Origin of the sequence: Litchfieldia stipae, from assembly GCF_014837155.1 — a bacterium.
GTDB lineage: Bacteria > Bacillota > Bacilli > Bacillales > Bacillaceae_L > Litchfieldia.
On the sequence record NZ_JACYHA010000015.1, the window covers coordinates 1 to 20,582 of the forward strand.

General features: G+C 37.7%; 20 protein-coding genes and 2 riboswitches. Of the genes, 18 read left to right on the forward strand and 2 right to left on the reverse strand.

Annotated features, from left to right (window positions below; translation table 11 throughout):
• Positions 1–163 precede the first annotated feature (163 nt).
• Positions 164–520: a hypothetical protein gene (locus F7888_RS15980; protein WP_191781134.1), complete on the reverse strand. Its 357-nt coding sequence runs from the start codon at positions 518–520 to the stop codon at positions 164–166.
• 153 nt (positions 521–673) lie between these two features.
• On the opposite strand from F7888_RS15980, the gene F7888_RS15985 reads away from it, so the two are divergent.
• The 11 genes from F7888_RS15985 to sufB all read left to right on the forward strand — a co-directional run bounded on the left by F7888_RS15985 (position 674) and on the right by sufB (position 10,603).
• Complete coding sequence (locus F7888_RS15985; protein ID WP_225228842.1) at positions 674–922, forward strand: YusG family protein; 249 nt, start codon at positions 674–676, stop codon at positions 920–922.
• 192 nt (positions 923–1,114) lie between these two features.
• The gene (locus F7888_RS15990; RefSeq protein ID WP_191781328.1) at positions 1,115–1,447 is read left to right on the forward strand and encodes a toprim domain-containing protein; all 333 of its coding nucleotides are present in this window, start codon (positions 1,115–1,117) and stop codon (positions 1,445–1,447) included.
• 163 nt (positions 1,448–1,610) lie between these two features.
• On the forward strand, positions 1,611–1,922 hold the full coding sequence (locus F7888_RS15995) for a thioredoxin family protein (RefSeq protein ID WP_412096009.1): 312 nt from the start codon (positions 1,611–1,613) through the stop codon (positions 1,920–1,922).
• 308 nt (positions 1,923–2,230) lie between these two features.
• A riboswitch (SAM riboswitch) is annotated at positions 2,231–2,336 on the forward strand.
• Between the two features lie 134 nt (positions 2,337–2,470).
• On the forward strand, positions 2,471–3,496 hold the full coding sequence (locus tag F7888_RS16000; protein WP_191781138.1) for a methionine ABC transporter ATP-binding protein: 1,026 nt from the start codon (positions 2,471–2,473) through the stop codon (positions 3,494–3,496).
• Positions 3,489–4,157, forward strand: coding sequence for a methionine ABC transporter permease (locus F7888_RS16005; protein ID WP_191781140.1), 669 nt, complete (start codon positions 3,489–3,491; stop codon positions 4,155–4,157). The genes F7888_RS16000 and F7888_RS16005 overlap by 8 nt, the downstream gene beginning before the upstream one ends.
• 25 nt (positions 4,158–4,182) lie before the next feature.
• Positions 4,183–5,034, forward strand: a complete 852-nt coding sequence (locus F7888_RS16010) for a MetQ/NlpA family ABC transporter substrate-binding protein (protein WP_191781141.1) — start codon at positions 4,183–4,185, stop codon at positions 5,032–5,034.
• A gap of 368 nt (positions 5,035–5,402) precedes the next feature.
• A complete protein-coding gene (gene sufC, locus F7888_RS16015) occupies positions 5,403–6,188 on the forward strand; it encodes a Fe-S cluster assembly ATPase SufC (RefSeq protein WP_191781143.1) in 786 nt (261 codons plus the stop codon).
• A gap of 17 nt (positions 6,189–6,205) precedes the next feature.
• Positions 6,206–7,513, forward strand: coding sequence for a Fe-S cluster assembly protein SufD (gene sufD / locus F7888_RS16020; RefSeq protein WP_191781145.1), 1,308 nt, complete (start codon positions 6,206–6,208; stop codon positions 7,511–7,513).
• Complete coding sequence (locus F7888_RS16025; protein WP_191781147.1) at positions 7,513–8,733, forward strand: cysteine desulfurase; 1,221 nt, start codon at positions 7,513–7,515, stop codon at positions 8,731–8,733. Before sufD ends, F7888_RS16025 begins: the two co-directional genes overlap by 1 nt.
• Positions 8,723–9,163 carry a Fe-S cluster assembly sulfur transfer protein SufU gene (gene sufU / locus F7888_RS16030; protein WP_191781149.1) on the forward strand — a complete coding sequence of 147 codons (441 nt, stop codon included), beginning with the start codon at positions 8,723–8,725 and terminating at the stop codon, positions 9,161–9,163. Before F7888_RS16025 ends, sufU begins: the two co-directional genes overlap by 11 nt.
• Before the next feature lie 42 nt (positions 9,164–9,205).
• Positions 9,206–10,603 carry a Fe-S cluster assembly protein SufB gene (gene sufB, locus F7888_RS16035; RefSeq protein ID WP_191781151.1) on the forward strand — a complete coding sequence of 466 codons (1,398 nt, stop codon included), beginning with the start codon at positions 9,206–9,208 and terminating at the stop codon, positions 10,601–10,603.
• A gap of 54 nt (positions 10,604–10,657) precedes the next feature.
• On the opposite strand, the gene F7888_RS16040 is transcribed toward sufB, so the two are convergent.
• Complete coding sequence (locus F7888_RS16040; protein WP_191781153.1) at positions 10,658–12,517, reverse strand: sialate O-acetylesterase; 1,860 nt, start codon at positions 12,515–12,517, stop codon at positions 10,658–10,660.
• Positions 12,518–12,690: 173 nt separating this feature from the next.
• Here F7888_RS16040 and F7888_RS16045 point away from each other — a divergent pair, with 173 nt between their 5' ends.
• The 7 genes from F7888_RS16045 to F7888_RS16075 all read left to right on the forward strand — a co-directional run bounded on the left by F7888_RS16045 (position 12,691) and on the right by F7888_RS16075 (position 20,414).
• Positions 12,691–13,539 carry a DUF72 domain-containing protein gene (locus F7888_RS16045; protein WP_191781330.1) on the forward strand — a complete coding sequence of 283 codons (849 nt, stop codon included), beginning with the start codon at positions 12,691–12,693 and terminating at the stop codon, positions 13,537–13,539.
• Positions 13,540–13,549: 10 nt separating this feature from the next.
• Positions 13,550–14,374 carry a sulfite exporter TauE/SafE family protein gene (locus tag F7888_RS16050; protein ID WP_191781155.1) on the forward strand — a complete coding sequence of 275 codons (825 nt, stop codon included), beginning with the start codon at positions 13,550–13,552 and terminating at the stop codon, positions 14,372–14,374.
• A 45-nt stretch (positions 14,375–14,419) separates the two neighbouring features.
• Positions 14,420–15,808: a bifunctional metallophosphatase/5'-nucleotidase gene (locus tag F7888_RS16055; RefSeq protein WP_191781157.1), complete on the forward strand. Its 1,389-nt coding sequence runs from the start codon at positions 14,420–14,422 to the stop codon at positions 15,806–15,808.
• Between the two features lie 241 nt (positions 15,809–16,049).
• Complete coding sequence (locus tag F7888_RS16060) at positions 16,050–16,352, forward strand: YunC family protein (RefSeq protein ID WP_191781159.1); 303 nt, start codon at positions 16,050–16,052, stop codon at positions 16,350–16,352.
• Positions 16,353–16,436: 84 nt separating this feature from the next.
• Positions 16,437–17,552: an HD-GYP domain-containing protein gene (locus F7888_RS16065; protein WP_191781161.1), complete on the forward strand. Its 1,116-nt coding sequence runs from the start codon at positions 16,437–16,439 to the stop codon at positions 17,550–17,552.
• Positions 17,553–17,617: 65 nt separating this feature from the next.
• Positions 17,618–18,382: a sporulation protein YunB gene (gene yunB / locus F7888_RS16070; protein ID WP_191781163.1), complete on the forward strand. Its 765-nt coding sequence runs from the start codon at positions 17,618–17,620 to the stop codon at positions 18,380–18,382.
• 90 nt (positions 18,383–18,472) lie between these two features.
• A riboswitch (Lysine riboswitch) is annotated at positions 18,473–18,668 on the forward strand.
• 159 nt (positions 18,669–18,827) lie between these two features.
• A complete protein-coding gene (locus tag F7888_RS16075; RefSeq protein WP_191781165.1) occupies positions 18,828–20,414 on the forward strand; it encodes a Na+/H+ antiporter NhaC family protein in 1,587 nt (528 codons plus the stop codon).
• The last annotated feature ends 168 nt before the right edge of the window (positions 20,415–20,582 follow it).

The following is a 20,582-nucleotide window of genomic DNA, read 5'->3' on the forward strand; positions in this document are numbered from 1 at the left end:
TTCCCCTCCTGATACTCTTTTACAACCATAAGCTTAAAATCTTCGCTATATTTACTCAAAAATAAACACCCCAAAAGTCAGATTTCACTCTAACTTTTGGGGTGCACTACATTCTCATGCTTCTTCCTAACTAAACATGAGCGAGAATAAGGTTTTCAACATATTAATTATTCATATATCTTATGTAATTGTAATTTGCTGTAGGAACTGTTTTTACAACATTCCCCTCTTCATCTGTATACACTTCAAATTCCCGGTATTCCTCAACAATATAGCCATCAATTAATTCTGTGTTTACTAATCGATCCTCAAGAGTGGGGATTAAAATTTCTGTCACTTCTTCTTCCTCAGATTGCTCCTCACTTAAAGTTTCCTGTACTTCATCAGCAGCAGAAAAGTTTGTAAGGATACCAGAAGTATCTTCATCGCTTATAAACGTCGTCTCTAAATAAGCAGTCATTCCAAAAATAAAGAGCAGAAAGAGGACAGTGAATATCGTTGAAGCTGCTTTCGATAACATCTTCATAACTCCCTTCAAAGGCGTTCATTATTCTATCATACGCATGTCCAATCACTAAATATGACTAGAAATCCAAGTTTTTGTGGAAATAATCGTTAGTGTATCGATTAAGAAAAAAGTAAACAATAGAAGTATCTTTAATGAGAGGTGTTAATGATGGTACTTGAAAAAAAACGAATTGACGTAACCGATCGTGTCGTTGCAAAGCTTGGAGCTAATCAAATGGATTTATATATGGAAAATGAAATGATTGGAAAAATGGTACAATCAGAGCAAGGAAATCAATACGAGCTAAAGAATGGGTTTGAGGAAGAACAAAATAAGATATATCAACATGTTGATGTCACTACAGGTCCAGATCAAAAGTATGTAGACTGTGACGACGAAAATGGCTGGTGTTAAAAGGCAGAGGGGAAACCCCCTGTCTTTTTTTGTAAAATAGGTGTCAAAACAACATGAATCTAAGTCCTTCGGGTATGATAAAGCATAATATACAATAATTCATAAAACGAAGAGGAATATTCAATCATAGCAAGAATAATATATATAACGTTTTACTTTGAAAATAGGGTGGTTACTTTGTGTATAGATGATATGGAGAAAGTCATTATTGTGGAGGGTAAATCAGACAAGATAAAGGTCGAAACCGTGATGAAGGATAATGTCGAAATCATATGTACGAACGGAACAATAAGTATTGCAAAGCTTGATGAACTGATTGAATATTTATATGATAAAGAAGTTTATATCTTAGTGGACTCTGATGACTCTGGCGAAAAACTCAGAAAGCAATTTAAAAGAGAGTTGCCTGAAGCAGAGCATTTATATATTGATCGTACGTACCGTGAAGTAGCCACAGCTCCAGAACAACATATTGCAACAGTGCTACTAGGTGCAGACATCGATGTTCATGCTGATTTTTTATAATGATGTTCAAATCAATTATATTAGTAGCCTGATACACTGAAACTTTTGTGGGCTTACCAGGGTCCAACCGGACCTAAAGTGTATTCAGGCTACAGTATTTAATAACTCAATTAAACCATGTGTTATGTTAAAATGATGGAAAGAGAAATTAAGAATAGGATGAATTAGAGAAATGAATGAGTGGACAAAACAAGAGTTAGAGCGGGAAATCGGAGGGAATGAACAGACATATCTATATTTATATACACCTATGTGCGGTACATGCCAAATGGCGAAGAAAATGTTAACCGTGGTGAATGAACTACTTCCCAATTTACCACTAGGACAAGCTAATTTAAACTTTATTCCCGAAAAAGCATTAGAGTGGGAAATAGAAAGTGTACCATGCTTGCTTTCATTTGAGAAAGGCCAAGTGACAGAGAAAATCTATGCTTTTCATTCTGTTGAATATATATATAACAAGCTGAAAATTTGATCATCTCCTTTGGGGGATTTTTTTTGTTAAATGTCGTTTCAAGTTAAGCTTCAACACACTTTTGCACAGAGTTCATAAAAATGACATATTTCTCGGGAAATGATTTGAAAAATTGCCTAATAATAGAGTCCTTTCGAACATTTTGCGGTCGTATTTCTGCGGTTTTAGGATAAAATGTCGATTATGTCCAAATTTGAGGGGCTCTAAAATTGTATTTGTTTAATATTTTATAATTGACAATGGATTTTTTCTGTTATACAATCACGAACATAATTAAAAATCTACAAACTTACATTTAAATAAATTCACTCTTATTAAGAGAGGTGGAGGGATGTGCCCTATGAAGCCCGGCAACCGTCAACGATGTTGAAATGGTGCCAATTCACACAAAGCGATTGCTTTGGGAAATGAGAGGAAGGAATATAGATTATGCCTTTCTGCTCATTTGTGCAAAAGGCATTTTTTTATTGGCATAGAAAGGTACATTTTCTATTCCAGGAGAGTGCAAACTAAATGGGTAGTAGATTTAGAAGGAAGGTGATATACCAGTGATAAAGTTAGAAAATGTGACGAAGGTTTATAACACTAAAAACAATAAAGTAACAGCAGTTGATCATATAAATTTGGATATTCAATCTGGTGAGATCTACGGAATTATTGGTTACAGTGGAGCTGGTAAAAGCACACTGATTCGCTTGTTAAATGGCTTAGAGAAACCTAGTGAGGGGAGCGTTTCAGTAGCTGGCCACGAAATCACGAAAGCAAAAGGGAGCTCGCTTCGAAAAGCGAGACGAGAAATCAGTATGATTTTTCAACACTTTAATCTATTGTGGTCTCGTACAGTTCGAGACAATATCGCCTTTCCTCTTGAAATCAATGGTGTACCAAGAAAGGAACGATTAAAAAGAGTGGATGAGCTAATTAAGCTTGTTGGGCTCGAAGGTCGTGAAAATGCTTATCCTTCCCAATTAAGTGGTGGACAAAAGCAAAGAGTGGGTATTGCTAGAGCGCTAGCTAACAACCCAAAGGTATTATTATGTGATGAAGCAACATCTGCTTTGGACCCACAAACGACAGATTCGATTCTAGAGCTGTTAGTAGATATTAATGAACGGTTAGGATTAACGATTGTTCTTATCACCCATGAAATGCATGTAATCAGAAAAATTTGTCATCGCGTAGCAGTGATGGAAAATGGGATGATTGTCGAACAAGGGGAAGTATTGGACGTCTTCAGACAGCCAAAACAACAAATCACAAAAAGATTTGTTCAACAAGTAACTGAACCAGAGGAAACGAAGGAAACGATTGAACATTTAGTTGATCAATTTCCAAATGGTAAGGTGATTCAATTAGCTTTTGTTGGTGACGCAACTGAACAGCCATTAATCACAAATCTAATTCGTAACTTCAATCTAAACATAAATATTCTTCAGGGGAAAATATCTCAAACACAAAATGGTTCATACGGAACATTATTTATTCACATGGATGGAGACGCAAAAGTCGTAGAGCAAGCAATTGACTATATCAAAAATCAACAAGTGGAAGTCGAGGTGATAGCAAATGCTTAATGAGCTATTGCCTGATGTGAATTGGGAAAAAGTAACTCTAGCAACAAATGAAACGATGTATATGACTGCCATCTCTGTCATTATCACCTTCATACTAGGTATTGTTTTAGGACTGTTATTATTCTTAACCTCAAAGGGTAACATATGGGAAAACAAACTCTTGAATTCAATTGTTTCCGCATTTGTAAATGTGTTTAGATCGATTCCATTCATTATTTTGATCATCTTACTTATTCCGTTTACGAAAGCACTAGTGGGGACGATGCTTGGAGCCAATGCAGCACTTCCAGCGTTAATTATTGGCGCAGCCCCGTTTTATGCGAGAATGGTTGAAATTGCTCTTAGAGAAATTGATAAGGGTGTTATTGAAGCAGCTAAGTCTATGGGAGCTAAAACTAGTACGATTATTTGGAAGGTATTATTACCAGAATCTTTACCAGCTCTAGTATCGGGGATTACAGTTACAGCTATTGCACTAGTAGGATATACAGCTATGGCGGGGGTAGTAGGTGCAGGTGGACTAGGTAACCTGGCATATTTAGAAGGGTTTCAACGAAGTAATAGTCAAGTCACTTTAGTGGCTACTGTCTTAATCCTAGTTATAGTATTTGTTATTCAGTTTATTGGTGACATTGTCACTTCTAAAATAGATAAAAGATAAATAAAACAAAAGGGGATTTTATAAAATGAAGAAATTTCTTAGTTTATTGTTTTTAGTAGGATTAGTCTTTTCTCTTGTTGCTTGCGGAACTGCAAACGAAGATGAAAATACTGGTACAGGTGAAGAAGCTGGAGATGAGCCTGTCGAATTAGTTGTTGGAGCATCTAATGTTCCACATGCTGAAATTTTAGAAGAAGCACAACCATTATTAAAAGAAAAAGGAATCGATTTAAAAATTGTTCCTTTCCAAGATTACATTTTACCAAACAAAGCATTAGCAGATAAAGAAATTGATGCGAATTATTTCCAACATATTCCTTATTTGAATTCTCAAATTGCTGATAATAACTATGAATTCACAAATGCTGGTGGAATCCATATTGAGCCAATCGGTGTATATTCTAAGAAATACAAGTCACTTGATGAGCTTCCGGATGGCGCATTAGTAATCATGAGTAGTTCAGTACCAGATCATGGCCGTATTTTAACAATGCTTCAAGATCAAGGTTTATTAACTCTTAGATCAGATCTAGAGGATACAACCACTGCTACAATCGAAGACATTGCTGAAAATCCAAAAAATCTAGAGTTCAAAACGGACGTTGAGGCTGCATTATTACCACAGGTATATAATCAGGATGAAGGTGATGCAGTATTAATTAACACTAACTACGCAATTGATGCTGGTTTAAACCCTCTTGAAGATGCAATTGCTCTTGAAGGTTCTGAATCACCATATGTGAATGTGATTGCTGTACGTACAGGTGACGAAAACCGAGAAGAAATTCTTACATTAATCGAAGTATTACGTTCAGAAGAAATCCAAAGCTTTATCACAGAAAAATACAAAGGTGCAGTTGTTCCTGTAACTGAATAATGAATAGAAAAGCTGTCCCTGCATGTGCCTTGCGCTACCGGGACAGCTTTTTTTAATGGTTGCGGCAAATACATACATAAAGTAAAAAAATGTCGACCGTGTATTTTTAGAATTGTTTTGAGATTTAAGAAGAAAATAAAGTAGATATGATGAAGCTATCATAGGAAAATACTTTATTAATTCCTGTTTTTTCTCTGTAATTCTTACTATACATAAGCATTTAGAAAGTATAGTAATAAAAGGGCAAATGGTTGCAGTCACATTTAATTTGTTATAAGATTAGAATGAGAATAAATTGAGAATAAGAAGAATTGATGACAATTCGTCAATCCTTTACAAATTTTATAGGTAAACTGGAGGTATAAGTCATGGCAGGTTCAACTTTAACAATTAAGGATCTTCATGTAGAAATTGATGGTAAGGAAATACTTAAGGGTGTAAACCTTGAAGTAAAAGGTGGAGAAATCCATGCAATCATGGGACCAAACGGTACAGGTAAATCCACATTATCATCAGCAATCATGGGACACCCAAAATATGAAGTAACAAGTGGAAGCATTACTTTTGATGGGGAAGATGTATTAGAAATGGAAGTAGACGAGCGCGCTCGCGTTGGTTTATTCCTAGCAATGCAATATCCAAGTGAAATCAGTGGGGTTACAAACGCTGACTTCTTACGTTCAGCAATCAATGCTCGTCGTGAAGAAGGCGATGAAATCTCATTAATGAAATTTATCCGTACGATGGATAAGAGCATGGAATTCCTTGAAATGGACCCAGACATGGCTCAACGTTACTTAAACGAAGGGTTCTCAGGTGGGGAAAAGAAGCGTAACGAAATTCTTCAATTAATGATGATTCAACCGAAAATTGCGATTCTAGACGAAATCGATTCAGGTCTTGATATCGATGCATTAAAGGTTGTATCTAAAGGGATTAATGAAATGCGCGGAGAAGACTTTGGTTGCCTAATTATCACTCACTACCAACGTCTACTTAACTATATTACTCCGGATTATGTACACGTAATGATGCAAGGTCGTGTTGTTAAATCAGGTGGTCCTGAGCTTGCTCAAAGACTAGAAGCAGAAGGATATGACTGGATTAAACAAGAGCTAGGCATTGAAGATGAAACTGTAGGTCAAGAAGCGTAAGCGTTAGGGGGATTAAAATGACAATTGAGACGAAATTCTCATTCGATCAGGACTATGTCAGAGAGCTATCAACAAAACATGGTGAACCAAGCTGGCTATTAGATCTTCGCTTACAAGCGATCTCTAAGCTCGAAGACCTTCCAATGCCAAAGCCTGATAAGACGAAAATTGACAAATGGAACTTCACACAATTCAGTACACATACTGTTGAAAGTACTCCATATACTTCATTAGAGGAGCTTTCTGCTGAAGTAAAGTCATTGATCGATGAAGATAATCAAACTAAAAATTTATATATTCAACGTGATAACACACCAGCATACACAGAACTTTCACAAGAATTGAAGGATAAAGGTGTGATTTTTACAGATATTTTCACTGCTGCTAAGAATCACGGTGACCTATTACAAAAGTACTTCATGGATGGTGTAAAGGTTGATGAGCATCGTTTAACAGCGCTTCATGCTGCATTACTAAACGGTGGGGCATTTATCTATGTTCCTAAAAATGTAGAGGTTGAAGCTCCACTTCAAGCGGTATACATTCATGAAAATCCAGAAGCAACTTTATTCAATCATGTGATCGTAGTTGCGGAAGACAATAGTTCAGTGACTTATGTTGAAAACTATCTTTCAACTGGAACGTTTGATAACGCAGTTGTAAATATTATTTCTGAAGTATTTACAGGTGCTAACGCAAAGGTAACATTTGGAGCAGTTGATCATTTAGCAACAGGCGTAACAACTTATGTTAACCGTCGTGCAATCATCGGCAGAGATAGCCGTATTGAATGGGCTCTTGGACTTATGAACGATGGAGATACAATCTCAGAAAACATTACTTACCTAATGGGCGATGGTTCTTCTGGTGACACAAAGACGGTTGTCGTTGGTCGCGGAGAACAAAAGCAAAACTTCACAACAAGTGTGATTCATTATGGTAAAAACTCAGACGGACAAATCCTGAAGCATGGAGTTATGAAGGATAGCGCAAGTTCAATCTTTAATGGTATTGGGAAAATTGAACATGGTGCTTCTAAATCAAATGCAGAACAGGAATCACGCGTTCTTATGTTAAGTGAAAAAGCTCGTGGTGACGCAAATCCAATTCTTCTAATTGATGAAGATGATGTAACAGCAGGTCACGCTGCATCAGTTGGACGTGTAGACCCTGTACAGCTGTACTATTTAATGAGCCGTGGAATCCCTAAGGTTGAAGCGGAAAGACTTGTTATTCATGGTTTCTTAGCACCAGTTGTAAATGAACTACCGATTGAAGGAGTTAAGAAGCAGCTAGTTGAAATCATCGAAAGGAAAGTAAAATAATGAATATCCAAGATATTCGTTCCTACTTTCCGATTCTAGATCAGGAAGTCAACGGTAAACAATTAGTTTATCTTGATAGTGCGGCTACCTCTCAAAAACCGATTCAGGTGATTGAAGCGGTAGATCGTTACTATCGTGAATATAATTCAAATGTTCACCGTGGCGTTCATACGCTTGGAACCTTAGCGACTGATGGCTATGAAGGAGCACGTGAAAAAGTTCAGAAATTTATAAATGCACGTTCAATGCAGGAAGTCATTTTCACAAGAGGAACGACAACGGCTTTGAATATGGTTGCATCAAGCTATGGTAGAGATAATCTTAAGCAAGGTGATGAAATTGTCATCTCTTATATGGAGCATCATGCAAACATCATTCCTTGGCAACAGGTTGCTAAGCAAACTGGTGCAACATTAAAATATATTCCACTAAGTGAAGACGGGTCAATCACCATTGAAAACGTCAATAACACAATCACTGAGAACACCAAGATCGTATCGATAATGATGATATCTAATGTCTTAGGTGCCATCAACCCGATTAAAGAAATAACTGACATTGCTCACAGCAATGGAGCCGTTATGGTTGTAGATGCTGCTCAAGCAGCCCCACATATGAAAATTGATGTTCAAGCGCTAGACTGTGATTTCCTAGCATTGTCAGGACACAAAATGTGTGGACCTACTGGTATTGGTGCACTTTATGGTAAAAAAGAGCATTTAGAAAAAATGGAGCCTGTCGAAACTGGTGGAGAGATGATTGACTTTGTTGGTTTATATGAATCAACATGGAAAGAGCTTCCTTGGAAGTTTGAAGCAGGAACGCCAATCATTGCAGGTGCGATTGGTTTAGGTGCCGCGATTGATTTCTTAGAAGAAATTGGTTTAGAGAACATCGAAAAGCATGAGCATGATTTAGCACAATATGCGTTAGAGCGTATGCCTGAGATCGACGGCTTAACCATTTATGGTCCGAAAAAACGTGCAGGCTTAGTTACATTTAATATTGATGATGTTCATCCACATGATGTTGCAACCGTTCTAGATGCAGAGGGTATTGCTGTTCGAGCAGGACATCATTGTGCACAGCCATTGATGAAATGGTTAGAAGTGTCAGCTACTGCACGTGCTAGTTTTTACCTCTATAATACAAAGGATGAAATTGATAAACTAGTTGAAGGACTCATAAAAACAAAGGAGTATTTCGGCAATGGCTTTTAATAATAACCTTGATACACTGTATCGCCAAGTCATTATGGATCATTACAAAAATCCACGTAATCGTGGGTCTTTAGAGGATGAAACATTAACCATTGACATGAACAATCCGACATGTGGAGATCGTATTCACTTAACATTAAAGGTTGAAGATGGAATTGTCACAGACGCGAAATTTGATGGAGAAGGCTGCTCAATTTCAATGTCTTCTGCTTCAATGATGACGCAAGCGATCAAAGGTCAACCTATTGATCAAGCAATGAAGCTATCAACCATTTTCTCTGATATGATGCAAGGAAAAGAATATGATGACGATATCGATTTAGGCGATATCGAAGCTCTCCAAGGAGTATCTAAGTTTCCAGCCCGAATCAAATGTGCCACATTAGCATGGAAGGCAATGGAAAAAGGTCTTAATAATCAACAACAATAGAGCAATAGCGTTAAGCTGAACTCTTGAATGGAGGGAAAAAGAATGGCTAAAAAAATGCCTGAAATCGGCGATTATAAATATGGATTCCATGATAAGGACGTATCGATCTTTCGTTCAGAACGCGGACTTACAAAAGAAATCGTTGAACAAATTTCAAAAATGAAAGAAGAACCACAGTGGATGTTAGACTTCCGCTTAAAATCATTAGAGCATTTCTATAACATGCCAATGCCTCAATGGGGTGGGGATCTTCAAAGCTTAAACTTTGATGAAATCACTTATTATGTAAAACCATCTGAGAAATCACAAAAATCATGGGATGAGGTTCCAGATGAAATTAAAGCAACATTTGATAAGCTAGGAATCCCTGAAGCTGAGCAAAAATACCTTGCAGGTGTTTCTGCACAGTATGAATCTGAAGTTGTTTATCACAATATGAAGGAAGAGCTTACAGATTTAGGGATTGTTTTCAAGGATACGGATACAGCCTTAAAAGAAAACGAAGAGATTTTCCGTAAACACTGGGCAACGGTTATCCCTCCAACAGATAACAAGTTCTCAGCGTTAAATTCAGCAGTTTGGTCTGGCGGATCTTTCATATACGTTCCACCTGGTGTAAAAGTTGAAACACCATTACAAGCATACTTCCGTATCAACTCAGAAAACATGGGTCAATTTGAGCGTACACTTATCATTGTTGATGAAGGTGCTCATGTTCACTATGTTGAGGGTTGTACAGCACCTGTGTATACAACTAACTCACTTCATAGTGCGGTTGTTGAAATTGCGATTAAAAAAGATGCATACTGCCGCTATACTACAATCCAAAACTGGGCAAACAATGTGTTCAACTTGGTGACTAAGCGTGCAGTTTGTGAAGAAAATGCAACAATGGAATGGATTGATGGTAACATCGGTTCTAAGCTAACGATGAAATATCCAGCTGTTATCCTTAAGGGTGAGGGCGCTCGTGGTATGACACTTTCAATTGCAATTGCAGGTAAAGGTCAGCACCAAGACGCTGGAGCAAAAATGCTTCACCTTGCACCAAATACTTCTTCTACGATCGTATCAAAATCAATCTCTAAGCACGGTGGTAAAGTAACATACCGTGGTATTGTTCATTTTGGACGTAAAGCAGATGGCGCACGTGCTAATATCGAATGTGATACATTAATTATGGATAATCAATCAACATCTGATACAATTCCTTACAATGAAATTCTAAATGATAATATTTCATTAGAACATGAAGCGAAGGTATCTAAGGTATCAGAAGAACAATTATTCTACTTAATGAGCCGTGGTATTTCTGAACAAGAAGCAACAGAAATGATCGTAATGGGCTTCATCGAGCCATTTACAAAAGAACTACCAATGGAATATGCAGTAGAAATGAACCGCCTGATTAAGTTCGAGATGGAAGGTTCAATCGGTTAATATAGAAAAAAACCCTTGTATATCAAGGGTTTTTTTGCTTTGATTTAAAAATCATCATGAATTCTCTGTACTAAACGGTGATGCAGGTAACCCCTCTTTATTATAGAGATTTGCATCTTTTGGATTATCCTCCCAAGCATAACGAACGTGAAGGGGCTCCAATACATTCTCGTTTTGAACAATAATTTTGGCACCTGAAATATGTGCAGTTGCAGGTACATATTCACTATCCGCTCCACAAATGGTAAAAGAGCGAAGCACCCCCTCCATAGAACCACGAGCAATTAAGCCACTCCCAACATGATCGAATAAAAGCTGAATCGCCTGTCCAATTTTCTCCATATGGCTAAACAGTGGCCCACTGTAAACAAACGGTTCATTATAGGCTATTCCTTGGGCAGCTAATGCGAGTCGTTGACCTAATGTTTTCTTATCCTGTGGATGTAAATCATTCGCTTCTCCGATATCAATCGTTACGGCCATTGCTGTATTTGGTATTTGGAGAGATAGACGCTGTTCTTCCCGCAAAATGGCCCAGTGATGATTTGCATCACCTGTTTCAAGATTCGCCAGTTGTGTAAAGATAAATGGAATCTCACCAAGTCCCCAATTAGTCCGCCAATCTTTGACCATCGCTTGAAACAGTTCGCTATAGCCTTTTGGATGAGCTGTATTTGACTCTCCTTGATAAAATAAAACTCCTTTTATAGAAACATCTCTGAGTGGTGAAATCATTCCATTGTATACACCAGATGGCTTGTATTGAAAGAATGTTTGAGGCTCGAGCGTTTCAGTAATGGCACCAATCTTATACTTCCAAGTTCCTTCCAAACTAGCTTCTTGTCCATTGGCAATAAGCTTATATGGCATATCCTCAACAAAGCCACCAGTTGTATGAGTGCTAATGATTCGAACGGTTATCGTATTTTTTCCAGGCTTTAAGATGCCATCTGGGATAGAGTACCTTCTAGGAGGATACCTGTACCCAGTTGTCCCGATTAATGTCCCATTTATGTAAGTCTCGTCAGCATCAATAATCGTTCCAAGTTCAAGCTTCACATCCCCACCAAGCATCGATTCAGGAACGTCAAACTCCTTTCTAAACCAAACAGATCCCCTGATTGCCTCTAGATGAGTGCCTTCCCAAGAATTAGGAACCTCAAAGTCATTCCAGTCCCCCATTTGAATCGTTTCGCCAAACCAGCCATCATTTTTTAATCCTAAATCTTTTTCATTCAAATATTGATTCCAACGATTTTGCCGAGTTTCATCGCTCCACTTCACAGTTGCAATATATTCATCATTTTTGTGTTGATCTAACTCTGAATCATATCCTCCAAGATGACGAAGTGTAGGTTCGCTGATCCATGCTTCAATTGGTGTGCCACCTACAGCGGTTAGAATAAGTCCAATTGGAATATCGTATTTTTCATATAGTTCTTTTGCAAAAAAATAACCAGCAGCACTAAATTTCATGACGTCATCATTCGTAGCACTTATCCAACTCCCCCCAGTTAACACCTTTTTAGGGCCATGGAAATCATAATGTAGAGGTATTGAGAATTGACGGATATTTGGATAATTAACCGCTTTCAATTCATCGTAAAATAAATCAAGTGTACGACTAGTTGGTAACTCCATATTGGATTGACCACCAAGTATCCATACATCCCCAATTAAAATATCTTGAATGGTCTGTCTGTCTTCAGCTACAATTTCCATTTGATAGGGTCCACCAGGTTCTAATGGATCTAATATAACGGACCAATCACCTGTTTGATCAGACATTGTGGGATAAGATTTTTCAAGAAAAATAAGATTTACTTGTTGAAAAGGTTTGGTCTTTCCAGAAATAGTGATTTCCTTATGACGCTGAAGAACCATTCCATCACTAAAAATACTCGATAGCTCCATACACTCCACCCCAATTTGTTAAAAGATATGATGATGAGAATATCATATCTTCATATCGCAAGAGGAGCAAAGGTTTTTTTGATCTAAAATTCATCTTCTTTTATTTTTCCGATGAATGGATTTGGTGTATGATTGAGGTACATAAGTTTCTAAGAGAAAGTTGGTACAAGGGTATGATCTATATCGGCTTAACTGGCTGGGGAGACCATGATGAATTGTATACAAATGCAGCACAGGCAAGGGCGAAGCTACAAACCTATTCAAGCCACTTTCCCATCGTTGAGGTGGATTCGTCCTTCTACGCGATACAATCACAAGCAAATGCGGAGAAATGGGTGCGTGAGACGCCAAAGACCTTTGAATTTATTGTCAAAGCTTATCAAGGGATGACTGGACATTTACGTGGTGACATCCCATTTGAGTCGAAAGAGAAGATGTTTGAGGCCTTTCACTTGTCATTGCAATCATATATAAACGCTAATAAGCTAGGTTTAATCCTCTTTCAATTTCCACCCTGGTTTGATTGTCGGCGGGAAAATGTCGATTATCTTCGCTGGTGTCGTGAACAAATGGGGGATCTACCTGTTGCTTTAGAATTTCGTCATCAATCCTGGTTTTCTAGTCAATATCGAGAGAAAACATTAGCTTTTATGGAGGCGGAGAAATGGGTTCATAGTATTTGTGATGAACCACAAGCAGGCAGTGGCTCCATTCCAACCGTCCTTTCGCCGACAACAGAGGATAAGACGTTAATACGTTTCCATGGCCGAAATGTACACGGTTGGAATAGGCCGAATCAAGGGAACTGGCGCGAGGTTCGTTATTTGTATCGCTATAATGATGTAGAGCTTTTAGAATGGGTTGATCATATCAACGAACTCAAAAAGAAAACGAAGCAATTATATGTGTTATTTAACAATAATTCTGGTGGAGATGCAGCCACCAATGCCAAACAATTCATCGAGCTATTGAATATTACTTATCAGAATCTAGCCCCGAGGCAATTAGATTTGTTTAGTTAGGAGAAACAAGATGTTTTATCTTTTGCTTTTTATGATCGGAATCGCGGCTGGAACCTTAGGCAGTCTAGTTGGATTAGGTGGAGGAATAATTACTGTCCCTGCATTGATATACTTAAATAGAGTATTTCCAGAGGTATTTGAGATTAGCCCACAGGTTGCCGTAGGTACTTCTCTCATTGTGATCATCTTTACTGGTCTATCATCGACCTTATCATATATGAAGCTCCAAAAAGTTGATTATCGAAGTGGTTTTATCTTTTTTATTGGCAGTGGTCCAGGAGGAATCGTTGGGGCATGGCTGAATAGTTATTTTAACGTTGAAACATTTCTACTGTACTTTGGAATTTTCATGCTGTTCGTTTCTACTCTATTAATGCTGAGAAACAGAATAAAGCCATTAGAAGTCAAACCAGGCAAACATACAATAACAAATAATTATACTGATCATCACGGTGTTGAAAAAATGTATGGATACCATCCTCCAATCGCCATCATCATCTCCTTTTTTGTTGGAATGATTGGTGGCTTGTTCGGAGTGGGCGGGGGAGCATTAATGGTTCCAGCGATGTTATTATTATTTGCTTTCCCACCGCAAATTGCGGTTGCCACATCAATGCTAATGATCTTATTATCATCGATTACAAGCTCGATTGCTCATATCAGTATGAATAATATTGATTGGTTGCTTGCACTTATTCTTGTTCCAGGAGCATGGTTTGGGGGAAAGCTAGGAGTCTATATCAATTCTAAGCTTGAAAGCAATACCATTGTCATCATCCTAAGGATTGCCTTACTGATTATCGGTTTTCGATTAATCTATCAGGGAATATCATAACGAAGAGAAATAGAATACAAAAGGCTGTTTATGGAGGTGGCTATCATGATTGAAACCATACATATTTACCATACAAATGATTTACATAGCCATTTTGAACAGTGGCCGAAAATTGTTCATTTTATAGAAAAACAAAGAAATCTACATCGTAAGAACGAAGAGGAAGTATTCTTATTTGACATAGGTGACTTTATTGACAGAGTTCATCCTATTTCTGAAGCGTCAATGGGGAAAGTGAATATTCAGTTCCTTAATCAATTGGCTTACAATGCAGTGACAATTGGTAATAATGAAGGAATCACTCTACCATATGAGGCATTAGATGAGTTATATCAAGAGGCAGACGCTGATGTCCTGATAGCCAATTTATATACAAAAGCAGGCAAGATGCCAGAGTGGGCGAAGCCCTATCAAATTTACACGACGCCTTCTGGTATTAGAATTGGTGTAATTGGGGTCACAGTTTACTATCAATTATTCTATGATCTATTAGGCTGGGAGATTCGTGATCCGTTTGAAGTTGTTCTCCAAATAGTTGATGAGTTAAAAGGAAAAACGGATGTCAATGTTCTGTTATCACATTTAGGTCTAAATGAAGATGAAATGTTAGCCGAGCAAACAGGGATTGATATTATCCTTGGAGGACATACACATCATATATTGGATGATGGAAAACTCATTAACGATACATTAGTTTGTGGTGCTGGTAAATATGGAAATTGTATTGGGTATGTAGAACTTAAGGTGAATACAGACTCAAAATCAGTCAGTTCAAAAAAGGCAAAAGTGATTCACACAAAGAATTTAATGGAAGAGTCGCTTTCTATCAAAAAGAAGATTGATCTCGCTTTTAAAGAGAGTCAGCAAGTATTAAGCGAACAAATTTCAGTGTTAGACGAGGAACTTCATCATGACTGGTTTGAAGAATCAGCATTTTCCCAGATGCTTATAGAAACACTTAAGGATTGGTGCGAGGGTGAAATTGCAATGGTGAATGCTGGAATCATTCTAGATTCATTACCGAAAGGACCTATTTCAAGGAAAGACATTCATCGCATATGTCCACATCCTATTAATCCATGTAACATATGGTTAACCGGGGCAGAGTTAAAAGAAATCATTCTCCAGGCCGAGACGGAACAAATGAAGAATCTCAGATTTAAAGGGTTGGGCTTCAGGGGTGAGGTCATGGGGAAAATGATTTATTCAGGTGTCCAGCTGGAATCTGTAAGGCTCTCAGACGGTGAAGAGCACATACGGTCAATTTTGATTAATCAGGAACCATTAGAGATGAATAGAACCTACAAAATCTCGACAATTGACATGTTCACAATTGGCCACTTATATCCAATAATTAGAGACGCAGAAAAAAAGGAATTCTTCATGCCGGAATTAATGAGAGATCTGTTAATTGATAAATTTATGAGAATGTAGGAATCTCGATGGAAGTATCCTAGTAACAAAGACTCCTGCGGGACCAGTGTCCGAAGTGAGACCCCGCAGGCACGAGGAGGCTCACTGGGCACCCGCTGGACGCGGAGCGTATTCAGGCTGCTGGTTTAAAAACGCTAAAATCATACAAATACAAACATAGAAAAAGGCGGATACCCTCTCATTTTTTATCACGAAATCTTCAATATCTCATAAAGTGATAAAGAAGGGAGTGTGATAGGAAATGGTTACAATGACACCGATTATTATCGATAATCAACAATTTACGGCCATTACCGTTAAGTTGCCAAAGACTAATTTTATGGCTGTTACAAATGATAAAGGCTATATTATGTGTGGCGCTCTTGATGTTGCCCTTTTAAATGAAAAACTAAAAGATCGAGGGATTATTGCTGGTAGAGCAGTAGGCGTGCGTACGATCGAACAGCTACTTGAAGCACCGCTTGAATCTGTTACAATAGAGGCAGAGAACAAAGGAATTACGGTTGGAATGAAAGGAAAAGACGCCCTTTTAAAGATGTTATAGAGTGTTATAGAAGGGGCGCCTAATTAAAATATTAGGTTCCCCTTATCATTTGTGGGAAAAATGCTCAAATCTAAGGAGTTAATCATGATACTAGTATCTACAGATACATTAAAACCAGGCAAATGTCTTGCCATGCCAGTCTACACTGAAAGTGAATTCATCTTAATTAGTGAAAAAGTTCCTTTAACAGAACGCATGATAAAGAGGTTGATCGAGCTAGGAATCTCTTATGTGTATGTTGAGGATGAGCGAACGAAGGATATAAAAGCGAAGAAGCCCATCTCTGATCAGTTAAGGAAAGAAGCAAAGGCAACGATTGAAAATCAGTTTAATGATATTCAAAAGAAGGACAAGCTCGCACAGGCTGTCGTTCTAGAGAAGACATCTAAGGAACTGTCAAAAGTCATTCGTTCTCTTCTTTTTGAAATTAAATCAAATAAGGATTTAATCACCTTATTATCAGATGTAATCACTTATGATAACTATATTTTTTCCCACTCATTAAATGTAACGCTATATAGCTTGGCAATTGGGGCGAAGCTAAATTTGTCAGTGAAGGAATTAGAGATTCTTGGCCTTGGAGCAATTCTCCATGATGTTGGAAAAATGTCGATCCCCACTGATATCTTAATGAAAAATGGAAAACTAACCGAAGAAGAATATGAAATTGTGAAGGCTCATACAAGCAATGGCTTTGAAATATTAAGAAGTGTACAAACCATTCCTTTAATTGCCTCACATTGTGCGTATCAGCATCACGAGCGTTTAGATGGTTCCGGGTATCCACGTGGAATAAAAGGCAATGATATTCATTATTTTGCACGGATTATTGCTGTAGCTGATGTGTTTGATGCAGTCACCTCTAATCGAATCTATCGTAATGCGATGCTGCCACATGAAGGCTTAGAGATTTTATACGCGGGTGTTGGTCAGCTATATGATGCAAAGATCATTGAAGCTTTCCGTCGAGCGGTCGTGATCTATCCTTTAGGCTTAACTATCGTTTTAAATGATGGGCGAAAGGGTGTTGTGTCAAAACAAAATCAAGAGCTGAGTGAGAGACCCGTCGTAAGGATTATTGAAGAAAATAATCAGGTTCTAGACAAGCCTTATGAGGTCGATTTGATGAAAGAGCTCCATTTGATTATTACTGCCTGTGACCCAACAATGGCAGGAGCAAAAGAACAACTGAATAAATAATTTAAATATTTTATCGTACATCCTCCCTTGTCTGCATAAATATAGCTTGTAAGGGGGGATTTAATGTGCCAAAATTTCGCGGTCATCGTCTACTACCGCGGAAAGGGCCCTTGCCTTTTCGCTACGTATTCTTATTAACCTTTGTCTTCTTTATGTTATCGACAGCACTCGGATTGGTTATTGTTAATAAAGGAATTGAACCCACTTTAGTTGAGTATGCACGATATGAAACAAGTCGAATCGCAACAGTAGTCATTAAAAATGCCATTAATAAACAAATAACTGAAGAAAATTTAAGTGATGAAGACATAATCATGACACAGGTTGATAGTAATGGAAAAATAACCAGTGTGACCTTTAATGCTAAGTTAATTAACGAAATACTTACGAAGACCACTAACAATGTAGATAAGTATCTAAAATCTGTTAATAAGGGAGATGTTGCTGCCTTAGAGTTACCAGAAATTGAAATTCAATCAGATGATAATAACCCCGGTTTTTTATATGAAATTCCTTTGGGGCAGGCTACAAATAATGTGATTTTAGGTAACTTAGGGCCCAAGATTCCAATACGCTTTCATATGGTTGGAGATGTAGCGACAGACTTTTCTAGAAAAGTAACTGATCATGGTATTAATAATACGTGGATTGAAGTCCTTGTTCATATTGAAGTAAGGATTCAGGTAATTATTCCATTTGCAACAGAGGAGGTTGTTGTTCCTACTAGTGTTCCTATTGCTGGACCAATCTTCATACCTGGAGAAGTTCCATTATATTACAATAATGGTGGAGATGGTGCACCAGCCATTGAATTACCTAATGCGCCATAAAACAGACAAAAAATTACCATTGCTTTTTTAAGGTGAAATTACTATAATACAAAAGTAAATTCAAAATTTAATATTCACCTTATCTCAGATCGATGAGGTAGAGGAGCAGGGATTAATAGTACGCTATGTGAGGATGACAACTGTGATCATAGCTGAAAGGAGTCTCCTGCCGAAGTGAAAATAAAACGTCAATCTTTATTTTTGCTGGTGTTGCCTTTAATAGGGGTAACACTGTCATAAGAGTATGTATTTTAGCTTTTTACTCTTATGGAGGGCTACTGATCGTGATGGAGGATAACATAACATTACAGAAAGAGTAATGATAGTTATTTTCTATCATTGCTCTTTTTTGCGCTTTTTTTGCGTCAAAATTGGAAATGATTCTCTCTCACACAGCTAGCCTCTTTTAAAAACATAACTATGTATTTAATGGAGGAGAAAAAACATGACAGCAACAATCTATTCACTTATCCCACCAATTGTGGCGATCCTTATGGTTATATTAACAAGAAAGGTGCTCCCATCACTTGGTGTTGGAATCATTTCTGCCGCATTAATTCTACATGTACCAACGATTCAAGAAAATGGAGTTGGTACTTGGTTAGTTGATTCATTTCTTTCGATATGGAATAGCTTAGCCGCTATTTTTATCGATGATGGAGCGATTGCCACTTCAACTGTTTATATTCTATTGTTTTTATTACTTCTAGGAATGATTACCGTATTTATCTCCATCTCTGGTGGAAGTCGTGCGTTTGGCGAATGGGCGATGAAGCGTGTGAAAACGAGAGTAGGCGCAAAGCTAACTGCTTTTGTTTTGGGAATCGTGATTTTTATCGATGATTACTTTAATGCACTAGCTGTGGGACAAGTTAGTCGACCGTTAACAGACCGTCAACGTGTGTCTCGTGCAAAGCTAGCTTATATTATAGATTCAACCTCAGCACCAATTTGTGTAGTCTCACCTGTATCAAGCTGGGGGGCATCGATTATCGGGATTATTGGTACGATTATTGTTGCTCATAATATGACAGATATCACTGCCTTTTCAGCATTTATACAAATGATTCCAATGAACTTATATGTTATTACTACTTTAATAATGGTCCTTGGTGTTTCATTGTTTAATATTAATATCGGTCCAATGAAAAAGCATGAAGAAAGAGCGATGACAACGGGTGAAGTTGTAGATCCTTCAAAGCCAGTTCTAGGTGCTTTAAAGGAAGATCTTCCAACCAATAACAAAGGGACAATTGGTGATTTAATTTGGCCGATCATTGCTCTTGTTGTTGGAACGGTTGGCTCAATGATTTGGACCGGAATCCTAGAATCAGAAAAGAATGCGAGTCTAATAGATATCTTTGGGAACGCAGCCGTTGCACCATCCCTTTTATATGGTGGATTATTAGGTCTTGCCGTAACTCTTGTTCTCTTCTTTATCCAAGCACGAGTGAAGAAGAATATTGAATCAACTCTTTTCTCAAAAGCAGTAATTGAGGGAATCAAATCAATGCTTCCAGCTGTTTATATTCTAGTATTTGCGTGGGTGATTGTTGATTTAATTAGTCAGCTAGGGACAGGTCAATATTTAGCGATTCAAGTAGAGAATTCAAATTTGAATACAGCTTTTCTACCAGTTATCTTATTTGTTGTTGCAGGTTTAATGGCGTTTTCGACGGGAACTTCATGGGGAACGTTTGGAGTCATGCTCCCGATAGCGGGTGATATTATTACTTCGACTGATGCGACATTATTGCTGCCTACTTTAGCTGCTGTGTTAGCGGGAAGTGTGTTTGGTGATCATTGTTCTCCGATTTCAGATACAACGATTCTATCATCTACTGGGGCTGGAAGTCATCATATTGACCATGTGTTGACTCAGATTCCGTACGCGATTATCTCAGCAGTGATTGCGATGATTGGTTATGTAGTCTTAGGCTTTACAGGTAGTACAATTGCAGGTGTGATTGTATCGGTGACACTTATTGTATTGTTTATTCTCTTATTTCGTAAGAAAAGTACTGTAGTATAATAATTTTATGCAAAAATAATTGAATAGAAATTCGTTTCAAATCCCAGTTATTTGAAATGAGTAAACTATATATATACTGTAGAGACAGGGTTTTAGAACCTCTGTCTCTCTTTTTTTTTGATTATTAAAAGAATGTTTTGACAGATGTATAAAGACTAGCTATACTGT

Excerpts from the sequence above, each read along its gene's own strand:
- F7888_RS16060 (WP_191781159.1), top strand. The coding sequence starts at position 16,050 with ATGGTTACAATGACACCGATTATTATCGATAATCAACAATTTACGGCC.
- F7888_RS16050 (WP_191781155.1), top strand. The coding sequence starts at position 13,550 with ATGTTTTATCTTTTGCTTTTTATGATCGGAATCGCGGCTGGAACCTTA.
- sufB (WP_191781151.1), top strand. The coding sequence starts at position 9,206 with ATGGCTAAAAAAATGCCTGAAATCGGCGATTATAAATATGGATTCCAT.
- sufD (WP_191781145.1), top strand. The coding sequence starts at position 6,206 with ATGACAATTGAGACGAAATTCTCATTCGATCAGGACTATGTCAGAGAG.
- F7888_RS15990 (WP_191781328.1), top strand. The coding sequence starts at position 1,115 with ATGGAGAAAGTCATTATTGTGGAGGGTAAATCAGACAAGATAAAGGTC.
- F7888_RS16045 (WP_191781330.1), top strand. The coding sequence starts at position 12,691 with ATGATCTATATCGGCTTAACTGGCTGGGGAGACCATGATGAATTGTAT.
- sufU (WP_191781149.1), top strand. The coding sequence starts at position 8,723 with ATGGCTTTTAATAATAACCTTGATACACTGTATCGCCAAGTCATTATG.
- F7888_RS16025 (WP_191781147.1), top strand. The coding sequence starts at position 7,513 with ATGAATATCCAAGATATTCGTTCCTACTTTCCGATTCTAGATCAGGAA.
- F7888_RS16005 (WP_191781140.1), top strand. The coding sequence starts at position 3,489 with ATGCTTAATGAGCTATTGCCTGATGTGAATTGGGAAAAAGTAACTCTA.
- F7888_RS16075 (WP_191781165.1), top strand. The coding sequence starts at position 18,828 with ATGACAGCAACAATCTATTCACTTATCCCACCAATTGTGGCGATCCTT.
- F7888_RS16010 (WP_191781141.1), top strand. The coding sequence starts at position 4,183 with ATGAAGAAATTTCTTAGTTTATTGTTTTTAGTAGGATTAGTCTTTTCT.
- F7888_RS15985 (WP_225228842.1), top strand. The coding sequence starts at position 674 with ATGATGGTACTTGAAAAAAAACGAATTGACGTAACCGATCGTGTCGTT.
- sufC (WP_191781143.1), top strand. The coding sequence starts at position 5,403 with ATGGCAGGTTCAACTTTAACAATTAAGGATCTTCATGTAGAAATTGAT.
- F7888_RS15980 (WP_191781134.1), bottom strand. The coding sequence starts at position 520 with ATGTTATCGAAAGCAGCTTCAACGATATTCACTGTCCTCTTTCTGCTC.
- F7888_RS16040 (WP_191781153.1), bottom strand. The coding sequence starts at position 12,517 with ATGGAGCTATCGAGTATTTTTAGTGATGGAATGGTTCTTCAGCGTCAT.
- F7888_RS16065 (WP_191781161.1), top strand. The coding sequence starts at position 16,437 with ATGATACTAGTATCTACAGATACATTAAAACCAGGCAAATGTCTTGCC.
- F7888_RS16055 (WP_191781157.1), top strand. The coding sequence starts at position 14,420 with ATGATTGAAACCATACATATTTACCATACAAATGATTTACATAGCCAT.